22 protein-coding genes and 1 pseudogene are annotated in these 19,034 nt (G+C 65.7%); 9 read left to right on the forward strand and 14 right to left on the reverse strand.

Annotation, left to right across the window (positions count from 1 at the left end):
* The first annotated feature begins 137 nt into the window (after positions 1–137).
* A complete protein-coding gene (locus SMD10_RS00960) occupies positions 138–875 on the forward strand; it encodes a dienelactone hydrolase family protein (RefSeq protein ID WP_331683752.1) in 738 nt (245 codons plus the stop codon).
* A gap of 937 nt (positions 876–1,812) precedes the next feature.
* Here the strand turns inward: SMD10_RS00960 and SMD10_RS00965 are convergent.
* The 5 genes from SMD10_RS00965 to SMD10_RS00985 all read right to left on the reverse strand — a co-directional run bounded on the left by SMD10_RS00965 (position 1,813) and on the right by SMD10_RS00985 (position 7,719).
* Positions 1,813–2,349: an AAA family ATPase gene (locus SMD10_RS00965; protein WP_331683753.1), complete on the reverse strand. Its 537-nt coding sequence runs from the start codon at positions 2,347–2,349 to the stop codon at positions 1,813–1,815.
* Between the two features lie 55 nt (positions 2,350–2,404).
* A complete protein-coding gene (locus SMD10_RS00970) occupies positions 2,405–3,670 on the reverse strand; it encodes a c-type cytochrome (RefSeq protein WP_331683754.1) in 1,266 nt (421 codons plus the stop codon).
* Positions 3,670–4,053 (reverse strand): hypothetical protein, encoded by a 384-nt coding sequence (locus SMD10_RS00975; RefSeq protein ID WP_331683755.1) that lies wholly within the window; start codon positions 4,051–4,053, stop codon positions 3,670–3,672. Before SMD10_RS00975 ends, SMD10_RS00970 begins: the two co-directional genes overlap by 1 nt.
* Before the next feature lie 241 nt (positions 4,054–4,294).
* Positions 4,295–6,838, reverse strand: coding sequence for a cytochrome c oxidase subunit I (ctaD, locus tag SMD10_RS00980; RefSeq protein WP_331683756.1), 2,544 nt, complete (start codon positions 6,836–6,838; stop codon positions 4,295–4,297).
* On the reverse strand, positions 6,835–7,719 hold the full coding sequence (locus tag SMD10_RS00985; RefSeq protein ID WP_331683757.1) for a cytochrome c oxidase subunit II: 885 nt from the start codon (positions 7,717–7,719) through the stop codon (positions 6,835–6,837). The genes ctaD and SMD10_RS00985 overlap by 4 nt, the downstream gene beginning before the upstream one ends.
* Positions 7,720–8,216: 497 nt before the next feature.
* Between SMD10_RS00985 and SMD10_RS00990 the strand changes: the two genes are divergently transcribed.
* Positions 8,217–8,642 (forward strand): metallopeptidase family protein, encoded by a 426-nt coding sequence (locus tag SMD10_RS00990; protein ID WP_331683758.1) that lies wholly within the window; start codon positions 8,217–8,219, stop codon positions 8,640–8,642.
* A gap of 32 nt (positions 8,643–8,674) precedes the next feature.
* Here the strand turns inward: SMD10_RS00990 and SMD10_RS00995 are convergent, their stop codons facing one another.
* On the reverse strand, positions 8,675–8,881 hold the full coding sequence (locus tag SMD10_RS00995) for a DUF1737 domain-containing protein (protein ID WP_331683759.1): 207 nt from the start codon (positions 8,879–8,881) through the stop codon (positions 8,675–8,677).
* Positions 8,882–9,049: 168 nt separating this feature from the next.
* Between SMD10_RS00995 and leuD the strand changes: the two genes are divergently transcribed.
* Positions 9,050–9,655 carry a 3-isopropylmalate dehydratase small subunit gene (leuD, locus tag SMD10_RS01000; RefSeq protein WP_331683760.1) on the forward strand — a complete coding sequence of 202 codons (606 nt, stop codon included), beginning with the start codon at positions 9,050–9,052 and terminating at the stop codon, positions 9,653–9,655.
* Positions 9,652–10,035: a RidA family protein gene (locus tag SMD10_RS01005; protein WP_331683761.1), complete on the forward strand. Its 384-nt coding sequence runs from the start codon at positions 9,652–9,654 to the stop codon at positions 10,033–10,035. Before leuD ends, SMD10_RS01005 begins: the two co-directional genes overlap by 4 nt.
* Positions 10,036–10,056: 21 nt before the next feature.
* Here SMD10_RS01005 and SMD10_RS01010 read toward each other — a convergent pair whose 3' ends face one another.
* Entirely contained in the window at positions 10,057–10,767 is a 711-nt protein-coding gene (locus tag SMD10_RS01010; RefSeq protein ID WP_331683762.1) for a mechanosensitive ion channel family protein, read from the reverse strand.
* 106 nt (positions 10,768–10,873) lie between these two features.
* On the opposite strand from SMD10_RS01010, the gene SMD10_RS01015 reads away from it, so the two are divergent.
* Complete coding sequence (locus SMD10_RS01015; RefSeq protein WP_331683763.1) at positions 10,874–12,043, forward strand: ISAs1 family transposase; 1,170 nt, start codon at positions 10,874–10,876, stop codon at positions 12,041–12,043.
* Here SMD10_RS01015 and SMD10_RS01020 read toward each other — a convergent pair.
* Positions 12,024–12,248, reverse strand: coding sequence for a hypothetical protein (locus SMD10_RS01020; protein ID WP_331683764.1), 225 nt, complete (start codon positions 12,246–12,248; stop codon positions 12,024–12,026). The two genes, SMD10_RS01015 and SMD10_RS01020, sit on opposite strands and share 20 nt — an antisense overlap.
* A gap of 68 nt (positions 12,249–12,316) precedes the next feature.
* On the opposite strand from SMD10_RS01020, the gene SMD10_RS01025 reads away from it, so the two are divergent.
* Positions 12,317–12,835, forward strand: coding sequence for a VOC family protein (locus tag SMD10_RS01025; RefSeq protein ID WP_331683765.1), 519 nt, complete (start codon positions 12,317–12,319; stop codon positions 12,833–12,835).
* A 12-nt stretch (positions 12,836–12,847) separates the two neighbouring features.
* Here SMD10_RS01025 and SMD10_RS01030 read toward each other — a convergent pair whose 3' ends face one another.
* From SMD10_RS01030 to SMD10_RS01055, 6 genes and pseudogenes are all read right to left on the reverse strand, one after another.
* Positions 12,848–13,738, reverse strand: coding sequence for a protein-L-isoaspartate O-methyltransferase family protein (locus tag SMD10_RS01030; protein ID WP_331683766.1), 891 nt, complete (start codon positions 13,736–13,738; stop codon positions 12,848–12,850).
* Positions 13,739–13,760: 22 nt separating this feature from the next.
* Positions 13,761–14,225 (reverse strand): GNAT family N-acetyltransferase, encoded by a 465-nt coding sequence (locus SMD10_RS01035; RefSeq protein ID WP_331683884.1) that lies wholly within the window; start codon positions 14,223–14,225, stop codon positions 13,761–13,763.
* A 33-nt stretch (positions 14,226–14,258) separates the two neighbouring features.
* A pseudogene (locus tag SMD10_RS01040) lies at positions 14,259–14,660 on the reverse strand (fosfomycin resistance glutathione transferase); the annotation flags it as partial.
* Complete coding sequence (locus SMD10_RS01045) at positions 14,657–15,055, reverse strand: NINE protein (RefSeq protein ID WP_331683767.1); 399 nt, start codon at positions 15,053–15,055, stop codon at positions 14,657–14,659. The pseudogene SMD10_RS01040 and the gene SMD10_RS01045, both read right to left, overlap by 4 nt.
* A 155-nt stretch (positions 15,056–15,210) precedes the next feature.
* The gene (locus tag SMD10_RS01050; RefSeq protein WP_331683768.1) at positions 15,211–15,591 is read right to left on the reverse strand and encodes a hypothetical protein; all 381 of its coding nucleotides are present in this window, start codon (positions 15,589–15,591) and stop codon (positions 15,211–15,213) included.
* A 241-nt stretch (positions 15,592–15,832) separates the two neighbouring features.
* Positions 15,833–16,402, reverse strand: coding sequence for a fasciclin domain-containing protein (locus tag SMD10_RS01055; RefSeq protein WP_432757152.1), 570 nt, complete (start codon positions 16,400–16,402; stop codon positions 15,833–15,835).
* A gap of 177 nt (positions 16,403–16,579) precedes the next feature.
* On the opposite strand from SMD10_RS01055, the gene SMD10_RS01060 reads away from it, so the two are divergent.
* From SMD10_RS01060 to leuB, 3 genes are all read left to right on the forward strand, one after another.
* On the forward strand, positions 16,580–17,137 hold the full coding sequence (locus SMD10_RS01060; RefSeq protein WP_331683770.1) for a sigma-70 family RNA polymerase sigma factor: 558 nt from the start codon (positions 16,580–16,582) through the stop codon (positions 17,135–17,137).
* Positions 17,134–17,862: an anti-sigma factor gene (locus SMD10_RS01065; RefSeq protein WP_331683771.1), complete on the forward strand. Its 729-nt coding sequence runs from the start codon at positions 17,134–17,136 to the stop codon at positions 17,860–17,862. Before SMD10_RS01060 ends, SMD10_RS01065 begins: the two co-directional genes overlap by 4 nt.
* 70 nt (positions 17,863–17,932) lie before the next feature.
* Entirely contained in the window at positions 17,933–19,033 is a 1,101-nt protein-coding gene (leuB, locus tag SMD10_RS01070; RefSeq protein WP_331683772.1) for a 3-isopropylmalate dehydrogenase, read from the forward strand.
* The last annotated feature ends 1 nt before the right edge of the window (position 19,034 follow it).

Genomic DNA, 19,034 nt, shown 5'->3' on the forward strand with positions numbered 1-19,034 from the left:
CGTGATGGCCGCGAGCCAGACATTCGGCGGACATTAGGTTGGCCGACTATGAAGGCCCGGAGCCGACGCCCGACGCCTTCCGACGATCCGGCTGGCCCTGCTTGCCGAACCATCCAGGACGAACCCAGGAGCGACCGATGTACCGCCTTCTCTTCGCCTCCACCCTCACCCTCGCCGCCTCGCCCGCCCTGGCCGAGGACGTGTCCTACGAGGGGGCCGGCGCCAGCCTGACCGGCTATTATGCCGCCGCCGACGAACCGAAAGGGCTCGTCGTCCTCGTTCACGATTGGGACGGGCTCGACGATTACGAACGGGGCCGCGCCGACATGATCGCCGAGCTCGGCTACGACGCCTTCGCGCTCGACATGTATGGGGCGGACACGCCGGCGGGCACGGTCGAGGAGCGCCGGGCGGCGACCGGCGCGCTCTATTCCGACCGCGAACGGATGCGCACACTCATCGAAGCGGGGCTCGCCGAGGCCCGCAACCATTCCGACGCCGAAAAGGTCGTGGTGATGGGCTACTGCTTCGGTGGTGCCGTGGCGCTTGAGGCGGCGCGGTCCGGCGTGGTGGACGACGCCGCCGGCTATGCGACCTTCCACGGCGGCTTGGCGACGCCGGAAGGCCAGAGCTGGCCAAGCGACGTGGCGCCGCTGCTCATCATGCATGGCGGCGCCGACCAATCGGTGTCCATGTCCGACGTGACGGCGCTCTGGCAAGAGCTGGAGGGCGTCGGCGCCGACTATACGATCGAGGTCTATTCCGGCGCCCCCCATGCCTTTACCGTGAAGGGCAGCGACAGCTACCAGGAGCGCGCCGACGCGGAGAGCTGGCAGGCGTTTACCGAGTTCCTGAGCGACCAGCTCGGAAGCTGACCCCTGAGGCGGTGTCTCTCCCGTCCGCAACGGCGGGAGAGAGGTTCGCCCTGTCGCGCTGCGGCGTTCCGTCGCTGCCCGATGCCGATCCTATTGAACGCACGTCGGTTTGCACCGCGACGACGCTGCGGCGGTTGCCGGTCGATCGATGGATGCCTCGGGCCTTTTAGGCGCGGGGCATCAATGCCGGGTTGTCGCCGTCTTGCCGGGCAGTCTTGGCGGCGGTTCCGCCTCGTCCTTCGGTCTTCCGAGGACGCTTCATCATTCGGAGTCCGTCCGACCTTCGCCCTTTGGACAACTTATAGACGCATATGGTTTTGATCGGCCAGTGGTGGCGGCACTCCTAAAATCAGTTCGGCAGCCCGTTCCGAAACCTTAGAATTATTCTTCGCAACGCAGCAACGAATCCGTCATCGAAGCGTCATCCGGCTCTTGACGAGTGCTCGGAAAATCGTACCTTAGTAGTGCGTACAGTCGATGACGCAGGCATTTCCAGGAGGACTCCATGGAGCCACCGACGGAGCGACACCGCGATGATCGCAGGGGCTGACGTTCGGGTCATTGTGTAGCGGATCTTTCACTGACGAGCACTCGGGAGCGGCTGAGGGAGCGGAGAGTCATCAAGAAGGCTCCCACTGAGCCTCTCCCGTTTGCATTATTCCAGGTTGTATCGATGCGTCTTGTGGCAGCCTCGCCCAAGGCGTTTTTTGGCGTCCGCCGTTTGTCGCCGTCTCCGAAGAGAGCACTCCCAGCAACACTTGGGCAAAGTTCTTGGATGGGCTTCCGTACGTCTGGAGCCGCAAGAGAACGTTGCGGGGCGTGTTTCGATGGGCTGCTTGTTCAATACCGACAGTCGAGATGTGAGCCTTACCGAGCGAGGGCTTCGTTTCCGTAAGGTGATGCATGCGGCGCTCGAACGGAGAGAATTCATGTCCGTTCAGAGATCGGCCACCCATTTTGATATCACGGCGGCGGCCTCCCCAGGGCTCATCTCGGTCGTGTCCAGCTTCAGCAAATTTTCCTCTTCTAAGCCAGCAAGAACTTTTCTTTCGGACTGATTTCTACGAGCCATGTCGGAATCGCGCGGCTTGCGCTTCAAGTCTCGCTCTTCCGACCGGATCCGGCGGATATTCTCATCAAGATCACAACCGACATGGACGACGCAAAAAGGCGGCCGCGCCTTTCCTAAATTGACGATCCGCTGCCATTCGGCGGCGCCCCAATCGCTCTTGCCCGCCAGAACAGTGGTCAAGACAACGGGTTGATCCAACGGCAGCTTGAGAACGAGGTCATGTGCGATCGCTTCGACTTTTTCGACCGTCGCTTTGAACTCTGGCGACTTAAATTCCGTCAGCGCAAAGGCGATGTTGTAGACCGAATGTATGTCGAGCAAGCGGCCATCCATAACGGCCGCGAGTTCGCGGCCGATGGAGAGCTTGCCGACACCCGGATAGCCATTCAGGACGATGATCATCGAGTCTGATCTTGGTTCATGTCATCCAAGACGGCAAGTTTGGCCAATCGCGGTGTCAATTCGTTCCGGCCGCCTCCTGCTGCGAATACCAGAGCGCCGCCGCCTCGATCTCCTTGTCCGACATCTGATCGGCGATCTTGTCCATCACGTTGGCATAGCTGGTGCCGCCGCGCGTCCCGTCTTTCCAGAGATGGAGATGAGTCGACAGGTACCATTTCGGCTGGCCCGCAAGATAGGGGTAGTCCGGATGCTCGACATGCCCCGTCTCGCCATGGCAGCTTTCGCAAGCGGGAATCTTGCGCTCCGGCAGGCCGTCGCGCGCCAGGGTGCGACCGAGATCGAGCGGCGCCTCGCTTTCGGCGGCCGCCTTGGCGTCGGCCAACGGCTCCCGCGGTCCGGACGTCGGCGGGATCGCGCGCTGCGATGCCGCCTGGTGCGGCTCGGGGTCGTCGGATGCCAATGCGCGAGCGACGGCCGGGCAGTCTGCCGCCCCGGCTTGCGACGAACCGTGCGGCTGCTCGGCATAATAATCGGCCAGCCGCTTCAGGATCGCCGCGTCGTAGCGCTTGGCCGGCGGCTCCATGAAACCGCTCTCGCGGGTGCCGTAGGAAAAGGCCTGCAGCGTCGCGAACAGATAGTCCGCCGGCTGGCCGGCGAGGATGGGAAACGCGGCTGTCGGGCCGGCCCCGCGGCCGTCCTTGCCGTGACAGCGCGAACAATCGGCGAGCGCATTCTCGAACGTCGCATTGGCGGCGTCCTGGTTCTTCGAGTTCACCGCCTGGGTGGCCTCCTCGCCATAGGCGTAGCGCTGATAATCCTCCGTCGACATCGAGGGCAGCGCCTTCAGGAAGGCGACCTGCGCCCAGATCTCGTCGTCGCGCTCCTGGCTCGGCCAGGCCGGCATGCCGGTGTATTTGATCCCGTGCTTGACGATCCAGAACAGCTCGCGGTCCGCGTAATCGCCGACGGTGCCGGCCAACCGCGGCGGGGCCGGCGTCATCGACTGGATGACCGGCGACTGCGGCTCGGCGGGGCTGCCATGGCACGGCGCGCATTCGCCGGCAAAGTGGCCGGCCGCCCGCTTGATCAAGGCCGGATCCGTGAGGTCGATATCCTCGGGCACGCTGATCCCCAGCGACTGCTTTTGCGCCGCGTTCTGCATGGTCCAGTGCAGGAACCAGGCCCAAGGCGGAAAATGGCCCGACGAGGCGCGGATCGGCACCAGGCCGGACCAGGCGTAGCCGAAGCCGAGCACCGCGAGCACGACGACGGTGCCGACGAGACGTTTCCAGGTAACGGTGAAAGCAATTCGTTTCCGCATCAGCGGCAATCCGAGATCAAGAGGACGGGCAGAACGTTGAAGACGACGCCGATCAGCGACAGTCCGGCGAGGAGTACGGTGGAGAACTCGAGAAAGCGCTCGCGGTTCTCCGGCGTGTCGAGATCGTGCCGCGTGCCGCCGCCATGGCCGCGCCATTCGCGCAAGGCGCGCGCGAAGCCGAAGCCGAAGCCGATGATGCCGAGCGCCGCGACGGTAAGGACGCCGATGATCAGCCGGGTGCCGGCGATGCTCTCGAACAGCATGGCATTGGGGGCGCAGACCGATGCCGCCAGTCCATAGCTCGCCACGAAATGCAGCGCCCAGACGCCCGGCGCCGCAATCAGCGTCCAGACGTTGTCGCGGGTTTCCTTGCCAAGGGTCATGTATTCGCTCCCTGGAATCCGGCCGGCCGCTTCTGTTCGGGCTGCCGGCTCCGATACCCTTGCCGACGCTCCACGGTCGTCATCCTCGGGCTCCGTCCCGAGGATCCAGGTCTTTTTCTCTGAACGATCGATGGCCAATCGGCATCTTGAACCCATTCGAGCAGATTCCCCCAAGCTTTGGGTCCTCGGGACGGAGCCCGAGGATGACGGCGGAAGGTACCGGACATCATCGCCCCCCCACCTAGACGACCAGCGGGAACAGCGAGATGGTGACGACCGTCACCAGTGCCGTGCCGACGGCGAAATGCCAGTAGAGCGCGACGTTCGACAGATCGATGTCGAAGACGGGCGTCAGCTTGCCGGCCAACGACCGTGCCAGGCAGTAGGCCAGCATCAAGGCGCCGGCCGCGCCGTGGGCGGCGGTCCAGATCGCAAGCGTCCAGACGATCGCCGGGTAGACATGAACCGACGGATCGAGCCCGGTCGTATAGGGCGCCCAGAGAAGCGCGGTGGAGGCGACCAGCGCCAGGCCGGCGGCGCCGCCCATCAAAGCCCGCGACAGGTCCACCCGGTCCGCCTTGTTGGCCCGGAACGCGGCCTGCGTACTGCCCCATGCCGCGGCGAAGAGGATCAGCGACACGACCGGCCAGAACAGACCCGGCCCCTCCGATACCGGCGGCGGGAAGTCGGGATGGATGGTGAAGAAGAAATAGTAGCCGAAGGCGAGCCCGGCGAAGGCCGTGGCATCGCCGGTCATGGTGATCATCATCGCCCACCAGCCGACCGAATGCGGGCCGGACCGATAAAGCGGAAGGACGAGGCCGAGCCCGACGTCCTTTTCCATCTTCTCGGGCACCACCGCCGTGCCGCGCCACAGCCAGACCATGATCGAGATAGTGGAGAGCACCATGGACACGATGGTGAGCATCCACCAATGGAAGGTGGCGAAGATGAAGACAGCGCCGGTGAGCACGGCGGCCGCCATGGTCATGAAGGTCGGTCCCGGCACGCGCAGGCACTGGATCGGCCGCGCGTCGAGCACCGAGGTCACCAGCGTCTCGCGATAGCCCTCCTCCGCGTCCGGCAGATAGAACTGGCCGCTGTCCACCTTCTCCATCAGATCGGGCTGATCCCACAGCGGATAGCGGCTTTGGACGTAAGGCACCGAGCGCACACCCCAGTCTTCGCTCGGCATCTCGATCAGCCATTCCAGCGTGCCGGCGTTCCAGGGATTGCGGCGGGCATAGGGTTCCTTGCCTCTCGGCCGCAGGACGTCGAACACCACAACCAGAAAGCCGGCGGCGAAGACGAAGGCGCCGATGGTGGAAATCAGGTTCGGCAGCTCGAAGCCGAGGCCGGCCGGATAGGTCCAGATGCGCCGGGGCATCCCCATCAGCCCGGCGAAGTGCATCGGCATGAACGCGACGTTGAAGCCGACGAACATCAGCCAGAACGCGACCTTGCCGAGCCGGTCGGACAGCATGCGGTCCGACACCACCGGCCAGAAATAATAGACGCCGGCGATCACCGGAAACAGCATGCCACCGATCAGCACGTAATGCAGATGGGCGACGACGAAGTAGCTGTCGTGCGCCTGCCAGTCGAACGGCGCCACCGCCACCATGACGCCCGTCAGGCCGCCGAGGACGAAAATCGCCAGGAAGCCGGAGACGAACAGCATCGGCACCGAATAGATCACCCGGCCGGAGAGCAGCGTCGCCAGGAACACAAAGATCTGGACGCCGGTCGGGATCGCCACAGCCTCCGATGCGGCCACGAAGAAGCCGAGCGAGATCGACGGCAACCCCGTGGCGTACATGTGATGCACCCAGAGGCCGAAGGAGATGAAGCCGGTGCCGACGGCGGCAAGCACGATCCAGGAATAGCCGAGGATCGGGCGCTGCGCGAAGGTCGGCACGATCATCGCCACCAGGGCGACGGCCGGCAGGAAGACGATGTAGACCTCCGGATGGCCGAAGATCCAGAACAGATGCTGCCACAGCACCGGGTCGCCGCCGCGCTCCGGATCGAAGAACGGCCAGCCGAACAACCGCTCCAGTTCGAACAGGATGTCGCCGGCGATCAGCGGAGGAAAGGCGAAGAGGATCATGCCGGCGACGACCAGCACGTACCAGGCGTAAAGCGGCATCAGATTGATGCGCATGCCCGGCGGCCGACATTTCAGCGTGCCGACGATGAGCTCGACGGCGGCGGCGATCGAGGCGACCTCGATGAAGGAAAGGCCGAGCAACCAGATGTCGGCGCCATAGCCCGGGGTGAAGCGTTCCTGGGTGGTCAGCGGCGGATACATGAACCAGCCGCCGTCGGGCGCCGCGCCGAAGAAGATCGATCCGCAGACGAAGATGCCGCCGATCAGGAAGCACCAATAGCCGAAGGCCGACAGGCGCGGAAACGGCAGGTCGCGCGCGCCCAGCATCTGCGGCAACAGGATGATCGCCACGGCCTCGAAGATCGGCACGGCGAACAGGAACATCATCGCCGTGCCGTGCAGCGTGTAGGCCTGGTTGTAGAAGGATGCGGTCAGGAAGTCGTTCTCGGGCACCGCCAGCTGCACGCGGACCAGAAGCGCCAGAACGCCGGCGAACAGCATGAAGGCGAAGGCGGTGGCGGTATACCAGACGCCCACCTCGGTGTTGTTGACCGCCGACCAGTAGCGCCAGCCCTTCGGTGCGTTCCAGGCGGCGCGCAACCGATCCTCCTGCGCCGTCTTCGTCGCCTCGTCCGGTGGCCCGCAGGGCGGGGTGTGCCATTCGGGATGGGTCATTTCAGGCCCTCCAGCCAAGCGGCGATGGCCTCGATCTCGTCGTCGGCCAGCATGCCGAAAGCCGGCATCTCGACCCCCGGCTTGAGATGATCGGGGGCGCGGACGAAGTCGGCCATCGATCCCGTGGCCACCGGTAGCAAACCGGCTGCGATGGTCCGGCGAGCACCGACATGGGTGAGGTTGGGTCCGACCTTACCCCCGGCGTCCGTGCCGCGCACCGCGTGGCAGGCGCCGCAACCCGCCTTCAGAAATGCCGTGAGGCCCGGATGATCGGCGCTGCCGGCCGGCTCGGCCATGGCCGCGACATGCGCCTCGTAGTCGGCCTCAGGAGCGACGACGACGCGAAACCCCATCTGGGCGTGCGCCTCGCCGCAGAATTCCGCGCAGATGCCGTTGTAGACGCCCTCGCGCATCGGCTCGACGACGAGACGATTGACCCGGCCCGGAATGGCGTCGACCTTACCGGCGATCGCCGGCACCCAGAAGGAGTGGATCACGTCCGGGCTGGAGATCAAAAGCGTCGAGCGCCGGCCCACCGGCAGCCACAGCTCGTTAGCGCCTTCGACGCCGCCTCGGGGAAGCGTCCGGCCGACGCCGGGCTCGGCCTCGACATCGTAGCGGATCCGCCACCAGAAGCGTTCCGCCGAAATCGCGATGGTCGGCCCATCCGCTTGCCGGCGAAGCTGCGGCATCAACATGAGGCCATAGACGACGAGGCCGAGAAGCACGACCACGGGAAAGATGCCGCCACCCCACAGGATCAGACGCCCACCCGCGCGCTCGGAGATGGTATTGCGCCGGGTCCGCACCGCATGAAGCGAGACGCCAACGACGACGAGCCAGATGACGCAAGCCGCGGCCAGCATAACCAAGAACAGCATCCGCACGCGGGCTGCCTCCGTGCCGCCGGAGGTGAAGGTCGACTGCGGTCCGTCACAGGCCGCTAGGACAAAAGACGTCGCCGCGAGCGCGATGATTGCTGGGCCGCGCCGACCGGCCACCGGCCGCGTCGTCGGGATCGGTGGACCTTTGCACCATCCCGGTCGTGGCGGGGCGTCCGCCCCATCGCTTCGTTCGTCTCCTGAACTCAGGATGCCACCTTTCCAACGCCGTTGCGGCCCTGCTCGGCGCCGCGCGCGCATCGCCACGATCTGCCGCGGAGTCCTCCGGCCACGCCTGTTCTGCTGCCGGCCCCGCACGGGTTATGTCGCTGCAGGCGGCCCGATCAACCCCGCGACGAGGCGGCATCAGCGCCGGGAAAGCTTAGTCGTCCACATTTAGCTGGAGCGTCGACCCTCGCATCTGAACGAGACAGGCCTAGCTAAAAAACCTGGTTGCCGGCCGGGATGGGACAACATGCGTCAGGACGAAGAAGATCATGGGGCGTCTCGACAACAGCGGTGACTGGCATCGTCGAGCCGCACCCAGCCTTGAAGAAATCGAAGCTCTGGCCATCGAAGCCTATGCCACGATGCCGCCGGAGTTTCGCAGTCTGTGTGGCGAGATCAGCTTCATCGTTGCCGACTTTCCGGAAGACGAGGTCGTCGAGGAAATGGAGCTGGAAAGCGCGTTCGACCTGCTCGGCCTCTTCGAAGGGCTGCCGATCGGTGCGGCGGCCACGCCCTTCACCGGCGAGATCCCCAACCGGATCTTCCTGTTTCGCCGCCCCATCATCGACTACTGGGCCGAACACGACGAGACGCTCGGCGACATCGTGAGCCATGTTCTGATCCATGAGATCGGCCACCATTTTGGCCTGTCGGACGAGGACATGGAAGAGCTGGAGGCCCGCGCCGACCTCTGAGGCCGGCGAGCCAAGCCGCCGGACCTCCGATCCTACTGCTCCGAGAGCTTCATGTCGGGATGGTAGTCCTTGCCCTCGACCTCCTTCACGACCGCCTGCCCGCAGCGCAGCGCGCCGGCTGTGGCGTCGAAGGCATAGGTCGGGCTGCCGTGCAACTGCCAGCCCTGGTTCAGCGCCGCCGTCACCTTATGGCAGAAGCTGGAATCGTCCGGACCGGTGAGAAAGCGATAGAGTTTCATGGCGTTGCTTCTTCGGCTGGCGTCGGCAGCCAGATCGGGAGCCGCATCGACGGGGCCGGCAGGGCTTGCCCGATTTTCGGGGCGGGCGCAATCGGCGGGTTCGATGTTTGCCGTTTCTCGCGAAGGTGATAACAGAACTGGCTCGAGTCCGAACCGAGAGATGATCCGATGGACAAGTTCACCACTCTGACCGGCGTCGCCGCGCCCTTGCCGATCGTCAATGTCGACACCGACATGATCATTCCGAAGGACTACCTGAAGACCATCAAGCGCACCGGTCTCGGCACCGGCCTGTTCGCCGAACTCCGCTACAAGGAGGATGGCTCGGACAACGAGGACTTCGTTCTCAACAAGCCGGCCTACAAGCAGGCCAAGATCCTGGTGGCGGGCGACAATTTCGGCTGCGGCTCGTCGCGCGAACACGCCCCCTGGGCGCTCCTCGACTTCGGCATCCGCTGCGTGATCTCGACCTCGTTCGCCGACATCTTCTACAATAACTGCTTCAAGAACGGCATCCTGCCGATCCGGGTCACGCCGGAGCAGCTCGACCTTCTGATGGACGATGCCGAGCGCGGCGCCAACGCGATCATCTCCGTCGATCTGGAGAGCCAGACCATTACCGGCCCCGACGGCGGCTCGATCACCTTCGACATCGATCCCTTCCGCAAGCACTGCCTGCTCAACGGCCTCGACGATATCGGCCTGACCATGGAGAAGGAGACGACGATCGCCGGCTACGAGCAGCAGCTCGCCGTGAGCCGCCCCTGGGCGTGAGCCGCCAGAGGATCTCCAGCGGCTCGCCCTTCGAACAGGCGGCAGGCTATTCGCGTGCGCTGGTCCATGGCGAATGGTGCTTCGTCTCCGGTACGACCGGCTACGACTATGCCACGATGACGATGCCCGACGCGGTGGAGGCCCAAGCCGAAAACGCGCTTCGAACGATCGAGGCGGCGCTCCGTGAGGCCGGCTTTGCCGTCTCCGACGTCGTGCGGATGCGCTATCTCGTCACCGATGCGGCCTTTGCCGAGCTTCTGTTTTCGGTGACCGGCCGCTGGTTCGGCGACATCCGGCCGGCCGCGACGCTGGAGGTCTGCGGCCTGCTCAAGCCGGAGATGAAGGTCGAGATCGAGGCCACCGCGCTCCGTGCCTCGTAGGCGCCGACGCGTTCGCCGCTCTCACGCCGCGGACTGCCGCTCCGGCGGGTTGGCGGCCAGCTGACGGGCGATCGCGGTCCAGTCGAGCCCATGGGCCGGCGGCTCTTCGTTGACCGTCTTCGCCGCCTCGATCGCCGAGAGGAAATCCAGCAGCACGGCCTGTTCCAGTTCGCGCGCGTCCTGGACCAGGCAATAGATCATCACATGGAGCTGCAGCTTGCCGAAATCGGTGGTGCCGAGCGTCACCTCGGCGCCCGGACCGGAAATCTCGATGCCGTGCTTGACCGCCGTCAGGCGGTGAAACCGAGTGGCCCGATCCAGGTCCTCGGCCAACACCGCATCGGCGGCCGCCTGCATCCGCCGCATCGCTTCGGCCGCGGGAAAGGGCTCTTCCAGCGTGACGGTGAAGCGGTGCGGCGCGAACTGGCGCGGTTGCGCCTCGACGCGCACGGAGCCGGTGAGAAACAGGCTGTTGGGCAGCATCAGCATGCGGCCCGTGCCCCGGTGCCCGAGGTTGGTCGGCGGAACTTCCATCACCGTGGTGGAGAACAGGCCGTGATCGATGACCTCGCCGCGCAGCCCTTCCACCTCGATGCGGTCGCCGACCTTGAAGAGATGCCCGCCGATCCTGAGCGCCGCCCCCGCCACGCACATGATCAGCTCCTTGGTGGCCACCACGAGCGCGACCATCACCGCCGTCAGCGACAGCATAACGCTCTGGATCTGGTTCATCCAGAGGCTGAGCAGACAGACCAGGGCTCCGAACTCAAATGACAGCGGGTGACGGGTTGCGCAGAGACTGATTCCATGGCGTCGGTTGATTCGAGGAGCCGCCGCCATGTCGCCTACTGCCGATGCCCTGGGGCGCAAGTCGCGTCTGGCTGTTCTGCTGGAGCATTTCAGCGAGATCGAGGATCCGCGCGATGTCAGGCGGATCTATCATCCATTGCCGGAGATCCTGCTCCTCGTCGTCTGCGGGTCGATGGCCGACTGCGACGACTACGAGAACATCGCCGCCTGGGGAAAGGCGCATCTGTCGTTCCTGCGCCGCTTCCTGCCCTACGAGCATGGCGTGCCGGGCGATCGCTGGCTGACCATCCTGATGAACCGGATCAGTCCGGCGCTGTTCTCCCAGGCCTTCACCGACTGGGTGCGCGCCACCTGGCCGGAGCGGGCCGACCTCGTGGCCATCGACGGCAAGACCTCCCGCCGCAGCCACGACAGGGGCAAGGGCCAGGCCCCGATCCACCTGGTCTCGGCCTTCGCCACCACTGGCCGGCTCGTTCTCGGCCAGGAGGCGGTGCCGGACAAGGCCAGCGAACTCGCGGCAATCCCGGTGCTCCTGGAGCGGCTTGGGGCCGAGGGCGGGCTCGAGGGGGCGCTCGTCTCCATCGACGCCATCGCCACCAACGCCACCATCGCCAGTGCCATCCGCGCCGAGGGCGCCGATTACCTCTTGGCCGTGAAGGCCAACCAGCCGACGCTTCGGGCCGAGGTCGAAGCCTGCTTCGACGACGCCTCCTCCGGCACGATCGACACCGACATCCAGTGCGACAAGGGCCATGGCCGCATCGAGGAGCGGACCGTCCACGTGCTCCGCGAGGTCGACTGGCTCGCCGGCCAGCGCCGCTTTCCCGGCGAACTGCGCTTGCCCGACGCGGCCTGCATCGTCAAGGTGCAGAGCCGCACCCAACTGGCCGACCGCAGTCGCTTCGACACCCGCTACTTCATCTCCTCCGCCGCCCTCTCCGCCCCCAAGGCGGCCGAGGCCGTGCGCGGCCATTGGGCCATCGAGAACCGGCTTCACTGGGTGCTCGACGTCACCTTCGCCGACGATCAATCCCGCCTCAGAAAGGGCCACGGCGCCAAGAATATGGCCGTCGTCCGCCACTTCGCCCTCAACCTCATCCGCAGCGCAACCGACAAGAACTCCCTGAAAACCCGCCGTAAACTCGCAGGATGGTCGACAGACTACCTCGCCGAACTCCTCACATCATCCATTCAGTAATTTGGATTCGGAGCCCTGGCAGACAGACGGCGAGCAGGCCATTGGTGATGGCGCGGATCAGGAAGTTGCGCCGCCGCTTGAGAATAGGATCGGCGCTGCGCCCGGCCAGCCATTCGGCCGCCATGCGGACGGCGAAGATCACGAGCGCCACGCCGACGCTGAGCGCGAGGTTGCGAGCGGCGGCTTCGCTGAGGAAATCGGACACGGACGAAAGCTCCGGAATGCAAGCGGACGACGGCCGCGGTACGCCCGCACCATCGACAGCAGACGCGGATGGAGCTGGCGCATTCATGCGACATCAAGGTTAAAAGCCCGTTGACGAACGGGGCGGGGCGGAGCCGATCCCATCGGTCCGTCCTGAGCGCTGCTCACACACTCCAGGAGAAAGGAAAAATCATGGCGAAGATGGTCCATTCGATGATTCGGGTGCTCGATGAAGCGCGCTCGGTCCAGTTCTACGCAAGTGCCTTCGGGCTGGAGGTCGCCGGCCGCTTCGATTTCGACGACTTCGCGCTGATCTATCTGAAGAACGAGGAGAGCGGGTTCGAGTTGGAGCTGACCGTCAACCAGGGGCGGAGCGAGCCCTACAGCCTCGGCGACGGCTACGGCCATCTCGCCGTCACCGTCGCAGACCTCGCCGCCGAGCACGCCCGCATGATGCAGGCCGGCCTCGCACCCGGCGATATCAAGGAGATGCGCCATCGCGGCCAGCCGATGGCGCGCTTCTTCTTCATCACCGATCCGGACGGCTACAAGACCGAGGTGATCGAGGCGTCCGGCCGCTTCGCCTGACCCGGCGCCCGGTCAGGAGACCGGATCGTAGGAGAGGCTCCAGTCCGGCGACCACAGCCAGCAGCGGTTCGGATCGGCCCGCTGCTTCCAGACCAGGCTCTGGACGAACTCCACCGTCCTGGCGCGGAAGGCGTTGCGCAGGCGCTCGACCGCCTCCTCCGAATCCCTTCCCGCCGGCCCCTCGGCATGAATGAAATAGGCCGGGCAGATGTGCGCGGCGCGAAAGCCTTCGTTTGCCCGTTCGATGAGGAAGGCGCCGCCGTGGCGGGAAAAGCGCGGGCCGGCCGGCCGCATCGGCTCACCTGGAACGCCGAGCGGCAGGACCAGGCGGCCGCCAGGCGCGAGGTTTTCGATCCAGGCCGGCGGCGGCGCCGATACGGCGAAATTGACATAGATGCGCGTGGCTTCGACCTCGGGCCACCGCGCTGCATCGCCGACGATCACTTCGACATTCGCGAGGTCGGCGAGCGCCGCCTTGGCGATGTGTCCGAACACCGGATCGATCTCGACCGCGACGACGCGGCCTCGCGGCCCGACGAGATGCGCCAGAATGGCGCTGTAATAGCCGGTGCCGGCGCCCAGGTGGATCACGGTCTGGCCCGGCTCGGGCGCCAGGGCGTGGAGCAGGCGTGCATGCAGCGACGGCCCGCCGTTGTTGACACCGCGCGACGGCGACAGCGCGAAGAGCACGTCCTGATAGACGTAGACGGGATCGTTGGCGGGCAATGGCCGTGCGCCTCCCGCCGCGATGTCGGAGATCTGCCAGGGATCGGAGCCCAGAAAACGCTCGCGCCGCACGGCGGCAAACGCCTCCTCCAGCCGTCGATTATCGGTTGCCCCGGCCAGGCCCAGCATCTGGCGTGCGAAGGCGCGCCGGACGATCAGCAACTCTTCCTCGGTCATCGTACTGCCTGGCCGCCCATTCTCAGCGGTTGATAAGTCTTTCCATATATTTAGCAGTATCCTGCAACGGCTTGAAGCCGAATCTGGCATAGAGCTCATGCGCGTCGCCGGTGGCCAGCATCCAGCGACCGACGGCGCGAAGTTGGGGATGGTCGAGCGCCGTTTCGATCAGCCACGTCCCGATGCCCCGGCCACGATGGCTCGCCAGGACGAAGACATCCGACAAATAGGCGAGGCGGGCGCCATCGGAGAGGATCCGGGCGAAGCCGACCTGCCGGCCGCTTTCCTCCTCGTAGAGGCCCAGCACCATGGATCCGGCAATGGCGCATTCCACCAGGGCGCGCTCGATGCCGGGCGACCAATAGGCCTCCTGCGACAGAAACCGCCAGATCATGTCGATGTCGAGACGCCGGCGGTCGGTGCTGATCAGATGGCCGTCGCGGCGCCACTCGTGGATCGGACTTGCGGCTTGAGGCGCCTGAATCATCGGATGGGCTCGATCGTCGTTGAAGATCTCGCGCCCTGGCCGGGGATGAGCGCGGTAGTGGGCGAGCCGCGAAGCGAGCGAGCCCACATGCAACTCCAGCTTATGCCCGTCCGGGTCGAGGAAATAGAGGGAATCGCCCTCGCTGCGGTTGTCCTTCCAGAGTTCGGCCCTCCGGCAAATGCGCTCGCCCAACGCCTCGAATGCATCCGGTTCCACCGTGAAGGCAATGTGGGTATAGTCGGGATGCGGCTCGCGGCGCGCCGCCTCGTCGACCGATAGGCACAGCCACAGCGGCCCGGCCTCCAGATAGGCGCCCTCCTCCCATCGCGCGCGCAACGCGCAGCCCAGGACGTCGCGATAGAAGGCGACCGCACGTTCGAGATCGCTGACGGCGAGCGTGATGTGATTGAGGCCGGAGATTCGAGCGAAGGTCATCGATCGGCGGTTTCCAAGGATTGCCGAATGGCCGCGTTTCGCTCCCTCAGCAACCCTGGAATCAGAAACAGGTCGAGCACGTACCAGGTCACGGCAGGGACGATCAGCAGCGAGCGAAGGCCGGTCGGGACGGACGCAAAGGCCAGGACGAAAGTCGCAGCACTCAGCCCGAGCTGCAACTTGGCCGAGCGATGGTAGCCCAGATAGAAGCGGTGAAGCCCCAGATAGCCTCCACCTCCCAAAAGGTGCAGCGCATAGGCGATCCAGATCGACTTCAGATAAGAAGCCGCGCGCGGATCGCGATCGGGCCTCTCTGGTTCGCGAGAACGGCGGAGTTCGGAGGATGGTTCGATCGGCTCGCCCTCGGGCGAACGTCGGATGGAGGGTACGCGCATCGGACCGATTTCTCCGCCGGCGAGTATGCCGACCCGATCGATCCGGTGGACCGACGTCGAGACCTCGCAACACCCCGCCACCTAGCGTCCGGCAACCGCGCGTAAAGCGGATCGTCGGCCGGCGGCGGGGACGATTGGAACCGGGTTTCCGGCCGCTAAAGCTTTCCCATGTCCTTCAGGGCGGCGCGATAGGCATATTCGGCCTCGCGCTCGTCAAGCTTGGTCGGCAGGCCATGATCGAGCATGGGGAAGTCAGCGTAGAACAGGGCGTCGAAACGCAGACGGCCGAACCCCCGCCCGGGTCGCGGCTCACGCCTCGTCACCGGCTTCGGCGCTTCGACGGCGGGCTCTTCGTCGAGCGGATCGATTTCGACGATGGATGCGCCTCTGGCCTTGCGCGCTTTCAGCGTTTCCTGATCGGGGCGGGCACGAGCGATCGCGCGGCCGTCGCGCATGATGTCGACCGCCTTGCCCTCCTTGAGGGCCGCCAGCATCTGAAAGGTGTTCAGCCCGGGCCCAACGCCGCCGATCGCCATCGCCTTTCCTCCAATCGTCCGGAAAGGCTACGGGAATCGGCTTAACGCCCGATTGACGGCAGCGGCGGGCCGTACCTGCCGATGTGCGAGGCCCGCCGCTCGAAGGGAGAGCGGCGGGTCCGAAGGGCTCGCCGGCCGATCGGAGCCGACCATGAGAGGGCGGGCGGTTCATGGTGGCCCATCTTGTCGTCCGCCGGGTCCCCGATCCGATTGCCGTCGGGCACCCGCGCGGCCGGCCGGGTCAGCCCATCTTGGGCATCAGGACGCTGTCGATGACGTGCACGACGCCGTTCTTCTGCATCACGTCGGGCGTCTGGATGACGGCGCCGCCGCCGGATTCGTCGATGACTACGAGCTTGTCGCCATCCATCTTGACCGTGATGGGCGATCCCTCGACAGTAGTGAGGTGCATCTCGCCGTTCATCTTCACCTCATCCATCAGCTTCTTGGCCGTATAGGTGCCGGGAACGACGTGGTAGGTCAGGATGCCGGTCAGCATCTCCTTGTTCTCGGGCATCATCACCTTGTCGACGGTGCCGGCCGGCAACTTGTCGAAGGCGCTATTGGTCGGCGCAAAGACGGTGAAAGGACCTTCGCCGTTCAGGGTATCGACCAGGCCGGCGGCTTTGACCGTGGCGACCAGCGTCGTCAGGTTGTCGGCATTCGGCGCGTTTTCGGCGATCGTCTTGTTGGCGTACATCGGCGCGCCGCCGACCATCATGGAATCCTGCGCGGACGCGCTGCCGGTGGCGGCCAGGGCGCCGATGGACAGGCTGCATGCGGCGGCGAACGTCATGATCGTCTTCGACATCTTCGGCATGATGGGTCTCCTTCCGTTTGAGCCTCCGTTGGGAGGGGTCGGCAGCAGATACGGAGGCTTTTCCCCGTCGGATGCAGCGCTCTTCCAAAAAAATATCGACGACTTTTTCTGAAACGATTCTTGACCGAACGGCTTTCCTCCATGCGCCAATGCTTCGGAAACCCGCTTGTGTCTCAGAGTTCATCCCGCGCGGAACTGGTCAGCCTGCTTCGAAAGATCGCCAACGGGGATCGCGCAGCTTTGCGCGCGCTCTACGAGCGCACATCGGCAAAGCTCTTCGGCATCTGCGTGCGCGTGCTGCCTGATCGCGAAGAGGCGGAGGACGTCCTGCAGGAGGTCTATCTGACGATCTGGAACAAGGCCGGCAGCTTCGATCCGTCACGGGCCAGCCCCATCACATGGCTTGCGACCATCGCCCGCAACCGCGCCATCGACCGGCTGCGTTCGCTCGGTGCAAGGGGCCATGGCCGGCCGATCGAGGACGCCGACCAGATCGGTGACGATTCGCCCGATCCGCTCGCCGGGCTCCAGCACGCCCAGGAGACCGAGCGTCTCCACGACTGTCTCAAAAGCCTCGATCAGCGAGCCCGGATCTCGATCGGTGCAGCCTATTTCGGCGGGCTCACCTATCAGGAGCTGGCGAACCGGGCCGCGATGCCGCTCGGTACGATAAAGAGCGTCATCCGCCGGGCCCTGATCAAGCTCAAAGGGTGTCTCGAGTCATGAGTGGTACCCCTACCGATACGCCCGACGACAGCACGCTCGCGGCCGAATATGTTCTCGGCCTGCTGAGCGCGCCCGAGCGGCGGCGCGTCGAGCAGCGGCGCGACGGGGATCCTGTCCTCGCGGCCGAGATCCTCGCCTGGGAAGACCGGTTCGGCCGCCTGGGCGACGCCGTGCCTCCTGTCGCGCCGCCGGAAGGCACGTGGGCTGCGATCGCGGAGCAACTCCCCGCCCCGCGCCCGCAGCTCGCTCCGGCTCCCGTCGTCATCCGCTCCAGCGGCGCGAGATTCTGGAAATGGCTGAGCTTCGGATCGCTCGGCGTCGCGCTGGCGAGCCTCGTTCTGCTGGCGGTCGTCTTCCTGCAGATGCCCGAACCGGCCGCTCCGACGATCCTGCAGACGGCCGAGATCGAATCCGACAACGGCACCGCGCTCTATACGGCGGTGATCGATCGCGGCGCCGGAACCGCGACGCTCGTGCCGGTGAATGCTCCTTTTGCCTCGGGCCAGGCGCTGGAGCTCTGGTTCATTCCCGAGGGCGGCGAGCCGGTCTCCATGGGCGTTCTGGCACCCGACGCGCCGCTTCGCATCGCTCTGCCGCAGGCGATCGCGTCGGCACCTTCCAACGCGGCGGCTGCGCTGGCGATCTCGATCGAGCCGCCCGGCGGTTCGCCCACCGGCGCGCCGACCGGGCCGGTCGTCGGCCAGGGGCCGATTCAAGCGGTCTAGCGGGCGCTGCGCTCTTGCAGCCTCGGCGTGGCGGCGCTAGCAAGCAGGCGACCGCAATGGAGAGATCGCCATGACCCGCACGCTTCTGCTTCTTCCCGGTGACGGCATCGGCCCGGAGGTGATGGCCGAGGTCGAAAAGCTGATCCCGCTCCTGAACGAGCGCGGCGCCGGGCTCGAGATCGAGCGGGGCCTGGTCGGCGGGGCCGCCTACGATGCCCATGGACAGGCGATCTCCGAGGCCGACATGGCGCTGGCGCTCAAGGCGGATGCCGTTCTGATGGCGGCCGTCGGCGGACCGAAATGGGCCGACGTGCCCTATGAGATGCGTCCGGAAGCCGGCTTGTTGCGCCTGCGCAAGGATCTCGGCCTGTTCGCCAATCTGCGCCCCGCCATCTGCTATCCGGCGCTGGCCGAATCCTCGTCGCTGAAGCGCGAGCTGGTCGACGGCCTCGATATCCTGATCGTGCGCGAACTGACCGGCGGCGTCTATTTCGGCGAGCCGAAGGAGATCGTCGATCTCGGCAACGGACAGAAGCGCGGCATCGACACCCAGGTCTACGAGACCTATGAAATCGAGCGCATCGCCCGCGTCGCCTTCGATCTCGCCAGGACGCGGCGCCAGACCGTCACCTCGATGGAAAAGCGCAACGTCATGTTGACCGGCGTCCTGTGGAACGAGGTGGTGAGCCGCATCCACCGCGACGAATACGCCGACGTCGCGCTCGACCACATGCTGGCCGATGCCGGCGGCATGCAGATCGTGCGCCGGCCCAAACAGTTCGACGTCATCCTGACCGACAATCTTTTCGGCGACATCCTCTCCGACATTGCGGCGATGCTGACCGGCTCCCTCGGCATGCTGCCGTCGGCCTCGCTCGGCGCGGTGGACCCGACGACGAAGACCCGCAAGGCGCTCTATGAGCCCGTGCACGGCTCGGCGCCCGACATCGCCGGCCGCGGCGTCGCCAACCCGATCGCGATGATCGCCTCGCTGGCCATGTGCCTGCGCTATTCCTTCGCGATGGTCGAGGAGGCCGACCGGCTCGAGGCGGCGATCGCCGAGGTTCTCGAAAGCGGCCTGCGCACCGCGGACATCGCGGCCGGCGGACCGGCCGTCTCGACCGCCGAAATGGGTGACGCCGTCGCCAAAGCCTACGCCCGCCGCTTTTAGG

The organism is Consotaella aegiceratis (assembly GCF_036541425.1).
Classification (GTDB): domain Bacteria; phylum Pseudomonadota; class Alphaproteobacteria; order Rhizobiales; family Rhizobiaceae; genus Consotaella; species Consotaella aegiceratis.